Origin of the sequence: Streptomyces sp. NBC_00483 (genome assembly GCF_036013745.1) — a bacterium.
Lineage (GTDB): Bacteria > Actinomycetota > Actinomycetes > Streptomycetales > Streptomycetaceae > Streptomyces.
In genome coordinates, this window is record NZ_CP107880.1 from 3,510,150 (window position 1) to 3,525,997 (window position 15,848).

The following is a 15,848-nucleotide window of genomic DNA, read 5'->3' on the forward strand; positions in this document are numbered from 1 at the left end:
CCTACGGCGCGAGCCCGACGGCACAGATTCCTCCGGCGGTACGGCAGAATTTCAGTCATGGGGATAGTCGCCGGGCTGGACAGTTCGCCCGAATTTACGCGCATAGTCGTTTGTGACGCCGACACCGGGGCCGTGCTGCGGCAGGGGTACGCCCCGCACCCGCTGGAGGCACCGGAAGGCGGCGGACGGCCGTCCGACGTGGATCCCCAGGCGTGGCTGCTCTCACTCGGCGAGGCCGCCGGCGGCGGGCTGCTGGAGAGCGTGCAGGCCATCGGGGTCTCCGCGCAGCAGAACACCGTGGTGCCGCTGGACGCGCAGGGCAACACCGTGCGCCCGGCCCTGGTCGGCGGGGACAAGCGGGCGCAGGTCGCGGCCGCGGACCTGATCGACCGGCTCGGCTCGCGCGAGGCGTGGGCCGAGGCCGTCGGGACCGTGCCGCAGGCGGCGCTGCCGGTGACCAAGCTGCGCTGGCTTGCGCGCAGCGAGCCGGAGAACGCGGAGCAGGTGGCCGCCCTGATGCAGGCGCACGACTGGCTGGTGTGGCAGCTGCTCGGCCGGCCCGCGCGCCGGACCACCGACCGCGGCGGGGCCTCCAGCACCGGCTACTGGTCGGCGGCGACCGCCGCGTGGCGGCCCGATCTGGTGGAGCTTGCGCTCGGGCACCAGGTGGCGCTGCCGGAGGTGATCGGCCCCGGTGAGGCGGCCGGGCGGACCCCTGAGGGCCTGGTCATCTCGGCCGGGACCGGGGAGACGATGGCCGCCGCGTTCGGGCTCGGCGTGCAGTCCGGGGACGCCGTGGTCTCGCTCGGGGCATCGGGCTCCGTGATGGCCGTGCACCACGAGGCGCTCGTGGACTCCAGCGGCTCCATCACCTCGCTCGCCGACGCGACCGGAATGCATCTTCCCGTCGTGCATACGTCGAACGCCGTACGGGCGCTGCGGGGCACGGTCGAGATGCTGGGGCTCGACGGAGGCCTGGAGGAGCTGTCCGAGCTGGCCATGAAGTCGACGCCGGGCGCCCACGGACTCGTACTCCTGCCCTATCTGGAGGGCGAGAAGACGCCGAATCTGCCGCACACCGCGGGGACGCTGAGCGGGCTGCGAAGAGAGTCCATGAAGCCCGAGCATCTGGCGCGGGCCTCCTTCGAGGGCATGCTGTGCGGGCTCGCCGACGCGATGGATGTGCTGCGTGGGCGTGGCGTGGAGATACGGCGGGTGTTCCTGCTGGGCGCCGCCGCCGAGCTGCACGCGGTGCAGAGCGTGGCGCCGGCCGTGTTCGGGGCGCAGGTCGTGGTGCCGCAGCCCGCGGACTACGCGGCGATCGGCGCGGCGCGACAGGCCGCGTGGGCGCTGAACGGGCAGTTGCCGCAGTGGCAGGGCGCGGCCGCGCAGGTCTTCGAGGCGGGCGACGAGCTGCCGGTGGGCCAGGCGGTGCGGCAGCAGTACCGGGCCGTACGGGACCAGATCCACCCCGGCGCGTTCGCCTGACACCGGTGCGGCGGCCGGACTTTGAGCACTCTTGGATAAATCGGTTGAGGTAACGCGGGTGGAGTGTCGGACGATAGGGCTCCATGCGTCGCCGTAGTGACAGACGGCGCGCGCGGCGATCCCCCTCCCCGCTCACCGCTCCCACCCCGACCGCCGACCACGAGAGACCGAGCGTGCTCATAAAACTTCTGCGGACCTATCTCCGTCCGTACAAGAAACCCATCGGGCTGCTGGTGCTGCTGCAGTTCCTGCAGACCTGCGCCTCGCTGTATCTGCCCACCCTGAACGCCGACATCATTGACAACGGTGTCGTGAACGGCGACACCGGCTACATCCTGGAGTTCGGCGCCCTGATGCTGGGCGTCACCGTCGTCCAGGTCGTCTGCAACACCGGCGCCGTCTACTTCGGCGCCCGGACCGCCGCGGCGGTCGGCCGGGACCTGCGGGCGGGGATCTTCGACCGCGTGCAGTCCTTCTCGGCCCGCGAGGTCGGCCAGTTCGGCGCCCCTTCGCTGATCACCCGCACCACGAACGACGTGCAGCAGGTCCAGATGCTGGCCCTGATGACGTTCACGCTGGTGGCCTCGGCGCCGATCATGTGTGTCGGCGGCGTCGTCATGGCGCTCGGCCTGGACGTGCCGCTGTCGGGCGTGCTGCTCGCCGTGCTGCCCGTCATGGCGATCGTCCTGTCGCTGATCATCCGCAAGATGCGGCCGTTGTTCCGGTCCATGCAGGTCAAGCTGGACACGGTGAACCGGGTGCTGCGCGAGCAGATCACCGGCAACCGCGTCATCCGCGCCTTCGTCCGCGACGACTTCGAGAAGGACCGGTTCGGAGCCGCGAACCGGGACCTGACCGATGTGTCGGTCGCCACCGGCCGGATCATGGCACTGATGTTCCCGTTCGTGATGACGATCGTGAACGTCGCGTCCATCGCCGTCGTCTGGTTCGGCGCGCACCGCATCGACAGCGGCGGCATGCAGATCGGTGACCTGACCGCGTTCCTCGCGTATCTGATGCAGATCGTGATGAGCGTGATGATGGCCACGTTCATGTTCATGATGATGCCGCGCGCCGAGGTGTGCGCCGAGCGCATCCAGGAAGTGCTCGGCACCGATTCGAGTGTGGTGCCGCCACGGCCCGACGCGTCGGTGCGTGAACTGCGCCGCCACGGCCATCTGGAGCTGCGGGGCGCCGACTTCGGCTACCCGGGCGCCGAGGAACCCATCCTGCGCGGCATCGACATCACGGCCCGCCCCGGCGAGACCACGGCCATCATCGGGTCGACCGGCAGCGGCAAGTCGACGCTGCTCGGCCTCGTGCCGCGGCTGTACGACACCACGGCCGGCACGGTCTACGTGGACGGCGAGGACGTCCGCGGGATCGACCCGGCACTGATGGCGAAGACGGTCGGGCTCGTGCCGCAGAAGCCGTACCTGTTCTCCGGCACCGTCGCCACGAACCTGCGCTACGGCAATCCGGACGCCACCGACGACGAGCTGTGGCACGCGCTGGAAGTGGCGCAGGCCAAGGGGTTCGTCGGCAAGCTGGAGAGCGGGCTCGACGCACCCATCACGCAGGGCGGTACCAACGTCTCCGGCGGTCAGCGCCAGCGCCTCGCCATCGCGCGCACGCTGGTGCAGCGGCCGGAGATCTACCTCTTCGACGACTCGTTCTCCGCGCTCGACTACGCGACCGACGCGGCGCTGCGCCGGGCGCTCGGCGAGGAGACCGCCGAGGCGACCGTGGTGATCGTGGCCCAGCGGGTCTCGACGATCCGCGACGCCGACACGATCATCGTGCTCGACGAGGGCCGCGTCGTCGGCACCGGACGCCATCACGAGCTGATGGCCGACAACGAGACGTACCGGGAGATCGTTCTCTCCCAGCTGACGGAAGCGGAGGCCGCCTGATGAGTGGGCCCATGGGGCGGATGGCGGCCGGTGCGCCCGGTTCGCGTTCGATGGACTTCAAGGGGTCCGGCAAGCGGCTCCTGAAGCGGCTCGCCGCACACCGCACGGCGGTGATCGGGGTGCTCGTCTCCGTCGTGATCAGCGTCGGCCTGTCGGTGGTCGGGCCGAAGATCCTCGGCCACGCCACCGATCTGCTGTTCGGCGGGATCATCGGCGGGCAGATGCCGGCCGGGCAGACCAAGGAACAGGTCCTCGATGGCCTGCGCGCCAAGGGTGACGGCGGCATGGCCGACATGCTCGGCGGCGTCGACTTCACGCCGGGACAGGGCGTCGACTTCGGCGCGATCGGTGAGGTGCTGCTGCTCGGCCTCGCCGTGTTCGCCGTCGCGGGGCTGACGATGATGATCGGCACCCGGCTCGCCAACCGGACGATCAACCTGGCCGTGGGGCAGCTCCGTGCCGAGCTTCAGGGCAAGCTGTCGCGGCTGCCGCTGTCGTACTACGACCAGCAGAAGCGCGGCGAGGTACTGAGCCGGGCGACCAACGACATGGACAACCTCGGGCAGACGCTCCAGCAGACGATGGGGCAGATGCTCAACTCGCTGCTGACCGTCATCGGTGTGCTCGCGATGATGTTCTGGATCTCCTGGCTGCTCGCGCTGGTCGCGCTGGTGACGGTGCCGCTGTCGGTGTTCGTCGCGGCGAAGGTCGGCAAGCGGTCGCAGCCGCAGTTCGTGCAGCAGTGGCGGGCGACCGGCGCGCTCAACGCGCACATCGAGGAGATGTACACCGGCCACAACCTGGTGAAGGTGTTCGGGCGGCAGGACGAGTCGGCGGAGCTGTTCGCCGAACAGAACGACGCGCTGTACGAGGCGTCGTTCAAGGCGCAGTTCAACAGCGGCATCATGCAGCCGCTGATGTTCTTCATCTCGAACCTGAACTATGTGCTGGTCGCTGTCGTGGGCGGATTGAGGGTGGCCAGTGGGTCGCTGTCCATCGGTGATGTGCAGGCGTTCATCCAGTACTCGCGGCAGTTCTCGATGCCGCTGACGCAGGTCGCGTCGATGGCGAACCTGGTGCAGTCGGGTGTCGCTACGGCCGAGCGGGTCTTCGAACTGCTCGACGCGGAGGAGCAGTCGGCGGAGCCGGTGCCCGGCGAGAAGCCGGACAACCTGCGCGGGCACGTCGAGTTCGAGCACGTGGCCTTCCGCTACGAGAAGGACACGCCGCTCATCGAGGACCTGTCGCTGACGGCCGACCCCGGTCACACGGTGGCGATCGTCGGGCCGACGGGCGCGGGCAAGACGACCCTCGTCAATCTGCTGCTGCGGTTCTACGAGGTCACGGGCGGGCGCATCACGCTCGACGGCGTCGACATCGCGAAGATGTCGCGGGAGGAGCTGCGCGCCGGGATCGGCATGGTGCTCCAGGACACCTGGCTGTTCGGCGGGACCATCGCGGAGAACATCGCGTACGGGGCCCCGAAGGACGTCACCCGCGAGGAGGTCGAGGAGGCGGCGAAGGCCGCGCACGCCGACCGGTTCATCCGGACGCTGCCCGACGGGTACGACACCGTGCTCGACGACGAGGGCACCGGCGTCAGCGCGGGTGAGAAGCAGCTGATCACCATCGCGCGGGCGTTCCTGTCCGATCCGGTGATCCTCGTGCTCGACGAGGCGACCTCCTCCGTCGACACCCGGACCGAGGTGCTGATCCAGAAGGCGATGGCGCGGTTGGCCTCCGGCCGGACGTCGTTCGTGATCGCGCACCGGTTGTCGACGATTCGGGATGCGGACACGATTCTCGTGATGGAGAACGGGGCGATCGTGGAGCAGGGCTCGCACGAGGCGCTGGTCGCTGCGGATGGGGCGTATCAGCGTTTGTACGAGGCGCAGTTCGCGCAGGCGGTCGCCGAGGTCGACTGACGCCCGGGTCCGCCTGATCTCTTGCCCCGTCGGGGTTGCGGTCGCGGGGCTCTGCCCCGGGCCCCGCGCCTCAATCGCCGGCGGGGCTTGATTGGCCGAACCGCCGACGGGGCTTGATGTGGAACTAGTCCAGGTAGCCCCGCAGTTGGTCCGCGAACGCGTGGTCGCGGAGTTTGTTCAGGGTTTTTGATTCGATCTGGCGGATGCGCTCGCGTGTGACGCCGAAGATGCGGCCGATCTCCTCCAGCGTGCGGGGGCGGCCGTCGGCGAGGCCGTAGCGGAGCTGGACGACCTTGCGTTCGCGCTCGCCGAGCGTGGAGAGCACGGCTTCCAGGTGTTCGCGCAGCAGGAGGAACGCCGCCGATTCCACGGGGCTCGTGGCGTCGCCGTCCTCGATGAGGTCGCCGAGCGCCACATCGTCCTCCTCGCCGACGGGGGCGTGGAGGGACACCGGCTCCTGAGCGAGGCGCAGCACTTCGCTGACCCGCTCGTGCGTCAGGTCGAGGTGGACGGCGACTTCCTGAGGGGTCGGCTCGTAACCGCGCTCCTGCAGCATGCGGCGCTGCACGCGGACGACCCGGTTGATCAACTCGACGACGTGGACCGGGACCCGGATGGTGCGCGCCTGGTCGGCGAGGGCGCGACTCATCGCCTGGCGGATCCACCAGGTCGCGTACGTCGAGAACTTGTAGCCGCGGGCGTAGTCGAACTTCTCGACCGCGCGGATCAGGCCGAGATTGCCCTCCTGGACCAGGTCGAGCATGGTCAGGCCGCGGCCCACGTACCGCTTGGCGACGGAGACGACCAGGCGCAGGTTCGCCTCGATGAGGCGGCGCTTGGCCATCCGGCCCATGACCACCAATTTGTCGAGGTCCAGGGCGAGTTGGGAGTCGAGGTCGGGGGCGTGGGCGAGCTTCTCCTCGGCGAACAGGCCCGCCTCGACGCGCCGCGCGAGGTCCACTTCCTCGGCCGCGGTGAGCAGCGGGATCCGGCCGATCTCGCGCAGATACTGCCGGAACAGGTCGGAGGACGGACTGGCGCTTTCGGTGCGGGCGCCGCGCACCGGTTCGGGCGGGTCCACGGACCCCTGGGGGCCGGCCGGTTCTTCCGGCTCGGCCTCGGGATGGTGCTCGACGCGGCTCTGCGAGGGCACAGAAGCCAGCACGTCGCCCTGCGGCACGGCACCCTTGGGCGCGGCTTCGGGTTCGGCGAGGGCCTGCGCTGTGCTGTCGCTCTGGGTGAGGGTCTGGGTCTGCACGGGGGCGACCTCCAAAGTGATCGCATCTGAGGCGTGCGGCAGGGGGGCGGGAACGACGGCCTCGCCGCTGTCCGTCCCGTACGCGATGAGCGGAACCGCGGGGGTGTCGGACCCGTTGTCCGGGCTCCGGCCGCGCTCCGAGGACTCAGGCACCGCAACCCAGTGTGGAGTACGACACAGTGCCGCCACGAGGGGCGTGCGTTGACTTTTTGAGTCCGGTGCGTGACCGCGTGGTTACCGTGCTGGACGGTTACCCGCCTTTCCCGGATCCGAACAGCCGCAAACGGCGCATCGGAGTGCGGGCACCTACAGGGCTTCCGCGCCCCGCTCGCGCAGCGCCTGGCCGTACTGCTGGAGCACCCACAACTCGCTCTGCACCGTGGCCAGTTGGTGCGGGTCGCCGCCCGCGCCGAGGCGGGTGAGCGTGCCCTGGACGTCCCGGATGCGGCGGTCGACGGCCCGCTTGCGCACGGTCACCAGCTGCTCCCCCGCGTACGCCTCGTCCACGGTCTTGCGGCGGATGGCCTCGACGGCGAGCTCGGTCACCATCGCCCGCACCGCGTCGTCGGGCGCCGCCTCGCGCACCGCGATCAGGTACTCCTGCGGGTCGTGGACGCCCTGCTCGGCGCCGCCCGCGTCCATGACGGCCTGGCGGACGGCGGCGTACGGGTCGGCCGTGAACTCGTCGACCCCGTACGCGTCGAAGGCAGGGGACACCAACTGCGGGTACTGCAAGGCGAGTTTGAGCAGTTCGCGTTCGGTCGTGAACACCGGGTTGCGCAGGGTGAGTGCCGGTCCGCCGAAGGGGCGGGTCGTGGCGGCGGCGGGGTCGGCCCCCGGACCGCCGCGCCCGGCGGCGGGCGCTGGCCCGCGGCCACCGCGCTCGCGGGCCCAACGGGCGAGCTGCCCCACCCGCTTGACCACGAACTGGGTGTCGAGGATGCCGAGCATCCCGGCGAGCTGGACCGCGACCTCGTGCTGCGAGGCACTGTTCTTGATGCGGGCGACGACGGGCGCCGCCTCGTCGAGCGCGGCGGCGCGGCCCGCCGGGGTCTCCAGGTCGTACCGGGCGACGATCTGGCGGAGCGCGAACTCGAAGAGCGGCGTGCGGGGTTCGGCCAGTTCGGCGACCGCGTCGTCGCCCTTGGCGAGGCGCAGGTCGCACGGGTCCATGTTGTCCGGCGCGATCGCGATGTACGTCTCGGCGGCGAACTTCTGGTCGTCCTCGAAGGCGCGCAGGGCGGCCTTCTGGCCCGCCGCGTCGCCGTCGAAGGTGAAGATCACGCGCGCCGAGCCGTTGTCCATCAGGAGCCGGCGGAGGATCTTGATGTGGTCGCCGCCGAACGCCGTGCCACAGGTGGCGATGGCGGTGGTGACGCCGGCCAGGTGGCAGGCCATCACGTCCGTGTACCCCTCGACGACGACGGCGCGGGAGGACTTGGCGATGTCCTTCTTCGCGAGGTCGATGCCGTACAGGACCTGGGACTTGCGGTAGATCGGCGTCTCGGGCGTGTTCAGGTACTTCGGCCCGTTGTCGTCCTCGCGCAGGCGGCGGGCGCCGAAGCCGACGACCTCGCCGCCGATGTCGCGGATCGGCCACATCAGACGGCCGCGGAACCGGTCGATGGGGCCGCGGCGGCCCTCCTGGGAGAGCCCGGAGAGCAGGATCTCCTTGTCGCTGAAGCCCTTGCCGCGCAGGAAGCGGGTGAGGTGGTCCCAGCCCGCCGGGCTGTAGCCGACGCCGAAGTGCTGGGCCGCAGCCTGGTCGAAGCCGCGCTCCGCGAGGAACTTGCGGCCGATCTCGGCCTCGGGCGACTCCAGCTGGTCGACGTAGAACTGCGCGGCGACCTTGTGCGCCTCGACGAGGCGGATGCGCTCGCCGCGCTGGTGGGTGGGGTTGTACCCGCCCTCCTCGTAGCGCAGCGTGATGCCCGCCTGACCGGCGAGGCGCTCCACCACCTCGGAGAAGGAGAGGTGGTCGACCTTCATCACGAATGTGATGGTGTCGCCGCCCTCCTGGCAGCCGAAGCAGTGGAACAGGCCCTTACTGGGGCTGACCTGGAAGGACGGGGACTTCTCGTCGTGGAACGGGCACAGACCCTTGAGGTTTCCGCCGCCCGCGTTGCGCAGTTGCAGGTACTCGGACACCACGGCGTCGATCGGGACCGCGTCCCGAACCGCCTTCACGTCCTCGTCATTGATCCTGCCTGCCACGCGGCAATTCTACGGGCCGCCACTGACACTTCTGTCACCGCTCCAGAAGATCAACTCACTGGTCCAGAAGATCACCGAGCGGAACCGACGGGTCCGAAAGGCGCTCGACCCCGGGCCTGGCCCCGGACCTGATCAGCCGCTGGATCTGCTCCGTGACGTCCCACACATTCACGTTCATCCCCGCGAGGACCTGTCCGTCCTTCAGCCAGAACGCGATGAACTCGCGCTTGCCCGCGTCCCCGCGCAGCACCACCTGGTCGTACGAGCCCGGGGGCGCCCAGCCCGAGTACTCCAGGCCCAGGTCGTACTGGTCGGAGAAGAAGTAGGGCACGCGGTCGTAGCTGACGTCCTTGCCGAGCATGGCGCGGGCCGCGGCCGGCCCGCCGTTCAGCGCGTTCGCCCAGTGCTCGACGCGCAGTCGGTCGTCGAAGAGCGGGTGCCGGACCGCCGCCACGTCGCCCGCCGCGTAGATGTCGGGGTCGGAGGTGCGCAGCGTCGCGTCCACGGCGATGCCGCCGCCGTGCGCCCGGTCGGCGAGCTCGAGGCCCGCGGCCTCGGCGAGCCCGGTGCGCGGGGCGGCGCCGATCGCGGCCAGCACATCGTGCGCCGGGTGCTCCTCGCCGTCGTCGGTGAGGGCGGCGAGGACCATGCCGTCCTGGCCGGTGATCTCGGTGAGCCTGGCGCCGAAGTGGAAGCGGACGCCGTGGTCGCCGTGCAGCTCGGCGAAGATCTGGCCGACCTCGGGGCCGAGCACGGAGTGCAGCGGCGTGGCCTCCGGCTCGACGATGGTGACCTCCGCACCGTACTCACGGGCGGCCGCGGCGACCTCCAGGCCGATCCAGCCGGCGCCGGCGATCACCAGGTGTCCGTTGTCCCTGCCGAGCGAGGCCAGCACGCCCTTGAGACGCTCGGCGTGGGCGAGGCGGCGCAGGTGGTGGACGCCCGCGAGGTGGGTGCCGGGGATGTCGAGGCGGCGCGGCTCCGCGCCGGTGGCGAGCAGCAGCTTGTCGTAGCGGACGACGGTGCCCTCGCCGAGCCGCACGGTCTTCTCCGCGCGGTCGATCGTGGTGACCGTCTGGCCGAGGTGCAGCTCGATGTCGTTGCTCGCGTACCAGGCCGGTTCGTGGACGAAGACGCTGTCGCGCTCCTCCTTGCCCTGGAGGTAGCCCTTCGACAAGGGCGGTCGTTCGTACGGGTGGTCCCGTTCGTCACCGATGAGGATCACCCGCCCGGTGAACCCCTCCGAGCGAAGTGTCTCGGCGGTCTTGGCTCCGGCGAGCCCTCCCCCGACGATGACGAACGTCTGGTCCGCGTCGACCACTTGATGCCTCCTCATTGCCATGCCGTCATATGCGAGCGTCCCGCACGCAGCGTAATGCGGGAAGGGGGCGTGGCCCGATCAGGGCATCTTTTCGTCACGCCCAGTGGTCGCGTCTTCCTCTCGATGATGCCCGGCGACGGTAAGCCGCGCGTGAAGGGAACGGGCCGAGGCGTCGGTCAGGGAGGCGATCTGGTCGATGATCACCCGCTTCTTCGCGCGGTCGTCGGGCGCCGCGTCGAAGAGGGCGCGGAACTGCGGGTCGAGGCCGTCGGGCGCGCGGGCGACCAGCGCCTGCGCCAACTCGGCGACCACGATGCGCTGGTCGGCCCGGAGCCGCTCCTGCTGGGGGCGCTGCATCACATACCGGTCGGCGACCGCCTTGAGCACCGCGCACTCGTAGCGGGCGGCGCGCGGGACCACCAGCTCGGCCACGTACCGTGTCAAACGGCCCGTGCCGTATCTCGCGCGTGTCGCGCCCTCGGCGGCGAGGCAGAAACGCCCGATCAGCTGGCTGGTCGCGTCCTTGAGCCCGGCCTGGGCGACCGCAGTGCCGTCGTAGCCGTGCGGCCACCACTCCTGGTCGAGGAGGCGGTCGAGGGCCGCGGAGAGCTCGGCGGGATCCGTGCCCTCGGGAACGTAGCGTCCGATGGCGACGGCGAAGATGTCGGCGCGCTCGGGCTCGGCGTGCAGCACGTTCGGATCCAAGTGTCCCGCGTGCAGGCCGTCTTCGAGGTCGTGCACGGAGTACGCCACGTCGTCCGACCAGTCCATGACCTGCGCCTCGAAGCAGGTGCGGCGGCCGGGAGACGTCTTCCTGATCCAGTCGAAGACCGGCCGGTCGTCCTCGTAGACCCCGAATTTCAGCGACTCGGGGTCACTGGGGTGCTCGCCGCGCGGCCACGGGTACTTCGTCGCGGCGTCCAGCGCGGCCCGCGTCAGGTTGAGTCCTACGCTGGTCAGCCGGCCGGAACTGTCGCTGCGCGCGAAGCGCTTGGGCTCGATGCGGGTCAGCAGACGCAGCGACTGCGCGTTCCCCTCGAAGCCGCCGCAGTCCTCCGCCACCTCGTTGAGCGCCTGCTCGCCGTTGTGCCCGAAGGGCGGGTGGCCCAGGTCGTGCGAGAGGCAGGCCGTCTCGACGAGGTCGGGATCGCAGCCGAGCGCGGCGCCCAACTCCCGCCCCACCTGGGCGCATTCGAGGGAGTGCGTGAGCCGCGTGCGCGGGCTCGCGTCCCAGTGGTGGCCGAGGGTGCCCGGCGTGACGACCTGGGTCTTGCCCGCGAGGCGGCGCAGCGCCGACGAGTGCAGCACCCTGGCCCGGTCGCGCTGGAACGCCGTGCGCCCCGGGCGCTTGTCGGGCTCGGGGGCCCAGCGCTCGACCGCCACCTCGTCGTATGTGTCGCTGCCTTCCATGTCCTGACAGTAAGGGCAGCCACCGACAACCGGGGTCTGCGGCGGCTCAGACGGACGCGGTCTGCGCCACCGTGGCGTACGCCGTCGTGGCCGGTGCCCGGTCGTAGCGGTGCAGGACGAGGCGGGCCAGGGCCGGGTGGGTGCCGAGCGGGGCCGCGGCGATGCCGGGCGCGGCCGCGGCGGTCTCCGTGGCGAAGCGGCCGGGGGCGGTGAAGTACGAGGCGACGGCGATCCGGTCGCGGCCGCGGGCGGCGAGGGAGCGGGCGGCCGTGGCGACGTCGGGGGCGGAGGCGGAGGCGTAACCGGGGACGACGGGGACGCCGAGGCGGTCGGCGAGGAGACTGGCGGAGGCACGAACGTCCTGGGCAGCGCGGGGGTCGCGGGACCCGGCGGCGGCGAGGACGACTCCGGCGCGGCGGCGGTCGCGGTCGGTGGTCCGCTCGGGCCAGCCGGCCTCGACGAGCCGGTCGTGGAGGGCGTCGACGAGCAGCGGGTGCGGGCCGAGCGGGTCCGCGACGCGGGTGCGCAGGTGCCCGGCGGCGTCGGCGGCCCGCGGCAGATCGTGCTTGACGTGGTGGCCGCGGGAGAGGAGCAGCGGCACGAGGACGGCCCGGCCCGCGGGCAGGTCGGCGAGGGTGTCGCTCAGCAGCGGCTCGTTGAGCTCGATGTGGCCGAGGCGGACCGTGAGGCCGGGGCGTCGCTCGCGTATCCGCTCGACGAGCTCGGAGACGGTGGCCAGGGCCCGTGGGTCGCGGCTGCCGTGCGCCACGAGCACGAGGGCGGGCGGCTGCCGGTGCCCGCGCAGCGGGGACACGTGGCTGAGTCTGCTGCCGAGCTGGTCGCTGATCATGGTGAGGAGTCCCGCCGTGCCGACTGTGTGATCGAGGTAGGTCGTGCCGTGGTCCATGGGGCCGTACGACTCGTCCGTCATGAACAGATCGTGCCGGTCCCCGGTTGCCGGGCTGTTGCCGGGCGGTGACGGGTGGTTGCCGGTCGTTCACGGGGCGGACCGCGCGGCGGTGAGCAACCACGCGGCCGCGCCGCGCGTCTCCTGTCAGCACCGAACCACGCCTGCCCCGGGGGTCCCGAATGCGTCTGCCACGTCCACGCCTGCCGCGTACGAGGAGGGCGCAGCACAGGACGGTGCAGGTGGTGATGGCGGTCTGTGTGCTGGCGCTGCTGCCGGCGACCTGGCTGTTCGTGTCGACCGGGGACCGGCTGCGGACGGTGGCGGACGCGCCGCGCGGCGAGGTGGCCGTGGTGTTCGGTGCGGGCCTGTGGAACGGGGAGCCCTCGCCGTACCTGGCGCACCGGCTCGACGCGGCGGCCGAGCTGTACCGCACCGGAAAGGTCCGCGTGCTCCTGGTCACGGGCGACAACAGCCGCGAGGAGTACGACGAACCCGACGCCATGCGCGCGTACCTGACCCGCCACGGGGTGCCGTCCCGGGCCGTCGTCAGCGACTACGCGGGCTTCGACACCTGGGACTCCTGCGTCCGCGCGAAGAAGATCTTCGGCGTCGACCGCGCCGTCCTCGTCACCCAGGACTTCCACGCGCGGCGCGCGGTGGCGCTGTGCGAGGCCGCGGGCGTCTCCTCGTACGGGATCGGGGTCGCCGAACCGCACGACGTGACCTGGTACGCGGGCGGGGCGCGGGAGACGCTCGCGGCGGCGAAGGCGGCGCTCGACGTGGTGGTGCGTCCTGATCCGCACTTCCTGGGACGCGAGGAGCAGGGCGTGCGCGAGGCCCTGGGCGCGACCTCACGCCGTCCGTAGGACGGCCGGGAGATGCTCGTTCCGGCTACGTAACCTCCAGGCGCGCCGACCGGCAACACACCCGGCGCACCCTCAGGGGCATGCTCAACACCACGGCGACGCCCACCCACTGCCCGTACTGCGCCCTGCAGTGCGGCATGAACGTGCTGCCCGGCACCGAAGGGCCCACGGTCGAGGGTCGCGCGGAGTTCCCGGTCAACCAGGGCGCGCTGTGCGGCAAGGGCCAGAGCGCCGCCTCCGTGCTCTCCTCCCAGGTGCGGCTGACGGAGCCACTGGTCCGCAGCCCCGCCACCGGTCGGCTCACACCCGCCACCTGGGAGGAGGCCCTGGACAAGGTCGCGGACGGTCTGGCACGCGCGCGTACCGGGCACGGTCCGGACGCGTGCGGGGTGTTCGGCGGGGGCGGCCTGACGAACGAGAAGGCGTACGCGCTGGGCAAGTTCGCCCGCATCGTGCTCGGCACGTCGCAGATCGACTACAACGGCCGGTTCTGCATGTCGTCGGCGGCGGCCGCCGGGCAGAAGGCGTTCGGCCTGGACCGGGGTCTGCCGTTCCCGCTGGAGGACATTCCGCGTACGGGCTGCGTGATCCTGGTCGGCTCGAACCTGGCCGAGACCATGCCCCCGGCCCTGCGCTACCTCAGCGAACTCAAGGCCAACGGCGGCACGTTGATCGTGATCGACCCCCGCCGTACCCGCACCGCGGACCAGGCGGACCTGCACCTGGCGCCCCGCCCCGGCACGGACCTGGCGCTCGCGCTCGGGATGCTGCACCTGGTGGTCGCGGAGGGCCGGGTCGACGAGGAGTACGTACGCGGCCGTACGCAGGGGTGGGAGGAGGCCCGTTCGGCGGCGATGGCGCACTGGCCGGAGTACGTGGAGCGGGTCACGGGCGTGCCGGTGCCCCAACTGCGCGAGGCGGTCGGCCTGTTCACGGCGGCCGAGCGGGCGATGGTCCTCACCGCGCGCGGGCCCGAGCAGCAGTCCAAGGGCACGGACACGGTCGGCGCGTGGATCAACCTGGCGCTCGCGACGGGGCGGCCGGGCCGGCCGTACTCCGGTTACGGGTGTCTGACCGGCCAGGGCAACGGTCAGGGCGGCCGCGAACACGGCCAGAAGGCGGACCAGTTGCCCGGCTACCGCAAGCTCACGGATCCGGCGGCGCGGGCGCATGTGGCGGAGGTCTGGGGTGTGGACCCGGACACGCTGCCGGGCCCTGGGCGGTCGGCGTACGAGTTGCTCGACGCGCTGGGCGGTGACATCCGGGCGCTTCTGCTGATGGGCTCGAACCCGGTGGTCTCGGCACCGCGGGCGACACATGTCGAGTCCCGGATCCGCTCCCTGGACTTCCTGGCCGTCGCCGATGTCGTCCTCTCCGAGACCGCCGAACTGGCCGACGTGGTCCTGCCGGTGACGCAGTGGGCCGAGGAGACGGGCACGGTGACGAACCTGGAGGGGCGGGTGCTGCTGCGGCAGCGCGCCCTGACACCCCCTCCGGGGGTGCGTACGGACCTTTATGTCCTCCAGGAACTCGCGGCCCGTCTCGCACCCGACCTGGAGAAGGGCTTTCCGACGGATGCGCGGGAGGTGTTCGACGAGCTGCGGCGGGCGTCGGCGGGCGGTCCTGCGGACTACTCCGGGATCAGCTACGACAGGCTGGCCGAGGGCGAGGGAATCTTCTGGCCGTGCTCCTCCGACGACGCGGCCGCCGACGCCGACGGCCCCGGCACGCCGCGACTCTTCCTCGAACGGTTCGCCACGGAGGACGGGCGGGCGCGGTTCGTGCCGGTGACGCATCGGCCCGCGGCGGAGGAGCCGGATGCGGAGTATCCGCTGTATCTGACGACGGGGCGGGTCGTGGCCCAGTACCAGTCCGGGGCCCAGACGCGGCGGGTGCCGGAGCTCAACAAGGCGGCTCCCGGGGCGTTCGTGGAGCTGCATCCGCGGCTGGCGGGGCGGATCGGGGTCGCGCAGGGTGACGTGGTCGCGGTGACGTCGCGCCGTGGCCGGGTCGAGGCTCCGGCCCATCTCACCTCCACGATCCGCCCGGACACCCTCTTCATGCCGTTCCACTGGCCGGGGGCGGGGCGGGCCAACACCCTGACCAACCCGGCACTCGACCCCACGTCCCGCATGCCGGAGTTCAAGGTGTGTGCGGTGCGGGTGGAGCGGGTGGGGTGACGTTGCTGCGCGGCACCGGGTTCCTGTCACCTGCGCCGGGGCGGGGGCCCTCGTGCGTGGTGCGCGGCACCGGGGTCTCGCCATGTCGGCCGGGGCCGGGGCCCTCGTAGCCTGGCGCGCCGCACCGGGGTCTCGCCACCTTGTCCGGGGCCGGACCCCTCGTAACTGGCGCGCCGCACCGGGCGCCGCCTTGCCCACCCTGCCGCCCCAGGCGGCAGATTGCCCAAGTCGGTGACGGCCGGCCGTAGGCCTGCGCGGCACGTTGGCCTGGGCGGGCACCCCGTCGGGCCGACGCCCCCGGAGGGGGCGGGTGGTGGGAGATGAGCGGGGCAAATCAAGCCGCTGCAGCGGGCGCGTAATTCA

General features: G+C 71.5%; 10 protein-coding genes. 5 read left to right on the forward strand and 5 right to left on the reverse strand.

The window, feature by feature from the left end; translation table 11 throughout:
- Window positions 1–57 precede the first annotated feature (57 nt).
- From OHA73_RS15575 to OHA73_RS15585, 3 genes are all read left to right on the forward strand, one after another.
- Window positions 58–1,488 carry a xylulokinase gene (locus OHA73_RS15575; protein ID WP_266719925.1) on the forward strand — a complete coding sequence of 477 codons (1,431 nt, stop codon included), beginning with the start codon at window positions 58–60 and terminating at the stop codon, window positions 1,486–1,488.
- A 173-nt stretch (window positions 1,489–1,661) separates the two neighbouring features.
- Window positions 1,662–3,401: an ABC transporter ATP-binding protein gene (locus OHA73_RS15580; RefSeq protein WP_266719923.1), complete on the forward strand. Its 1,740-nt coding sequence runs from the start codon at window positions 1,662–1,664 to the stop codon at window positions 3,399–3,401.
- Window positions 3,401–5,326 (forward strand): ABC transporter ATP-binding protein, encoded by a 1,926-nt coding sequence (locus OHA73_RS15585; protein WP_267070550.1) that lies wholly within the window; start codon window positions 3,401–3,403, stop codon window positions 5,324–5,326. Before OHA73_RS15580 ends, OHA73_RS15585 begins: the two co-directional genes overlap by 1 nt.
- A gap of 124 nt (window positions 5,327–5,450) precedes the next feature.
- Here OHA73_RS15585 and OHA73_RS15590 read toward each other — a convergent pair whose 3' ends face one another.
- The 5 genes from OHA73_RS15590 to OHA73_RS15610 form a co-directional block, all read right to left on the reverse strand.
- Window positions 5,451–6,737: an RNA polymerase sigma factor gene (locus OHA73_RS15590; RefSeq protein ID WP_266719919.1), complete on the reverse strand. Its 1,287-nt coding sequence runs from the start codon at window positions 6,735–6,737 to the stop codon at window positions 5,451–5,453.
- 153 nt (window positions 6,738–6,890) lie between these two features.
- Window positions 6,891–8,798: a DNA primase gene (gene dnaG, locus OHA73_RS15595; protein WP_267070549.1), complete on the reverse strand. Its 1,908-nt coding sequence runs from the start codon at window positions 8,796–8,798 to the stop codon at window positions 6,891–6,893.
- Window positions 8,799–8,853: 55 nt separating this feature from the next.
- On the reverse strand, window positions 8,854–10,119 hold the full coding sequence (locus tag OHA73_RS15600; protein ID WP_266719915.1) for an NAD(P)/FAD-dependent oxidoreductase: 1,266 nt from the start codon (window positions 10,117–10,119) through the stop codon (window positions 8,854–8,856).
- A gap of 78 nt (window positions 10,120–10,197) precedes the next feature.
- Window positions 10,198–11,529, reverse strand: a complete 1,332-nt coding sequence (locus OHA73_RS15605) for a deoxyguanosinetriphosphate triphosphohydrolase (RefSeq protein WP_267070548.1) — start codon at window positions 11,527–11,529, stop codon at window positions 10,198–10,200.
- A gap of 46 nt (window positions 11,530–11,575) precedes the next feature.
- Window positions 11,576–12,436: a sirohydrochlorin chelatase gene (locus tag OHA73_RS15610; protein ID WP_267072905.1), complete on the reverse strand. Its 861-nt coding sequence runs from the start codon at window positions 12,434–12,436 to the stop codon at window positions 11,576–11,578.
- Between the two features lie 182 nt (window positions 12,437–12,618).
- On the opposite strand from OHA73_RS15610, the gene OHA73_RS15615 reads away from it, so the two are divergent.
- The gene (locus tag OHA73_RS15615; protein ID WP_267070547.1) at window positions 12,619–13,305 is read left to right on the forward strand and encodes a SanA/YdcF family protein; all 687 of its coding nucleotides are present in this window, start codon (window positions 12,619–12,621) and stop codon (window positions 13,303–13,305) included.
- 80 nt (window positions 13,306–13,385) lie between these two features.
- On the forward strand, window positions 13,386–15,485 hold the full coding sequence (locus tag OHA73_RS15620) for a molybdopterin oxidoreductase family protein (RefSeq protein WP_267070546.1): 2,100 nt from the start codon (window positions 13,386–13,388) through the stop codon (window positions 15,483–15,485).
- Window positions 15,486–15,848 lie beyond the last annotated feature (363 nt).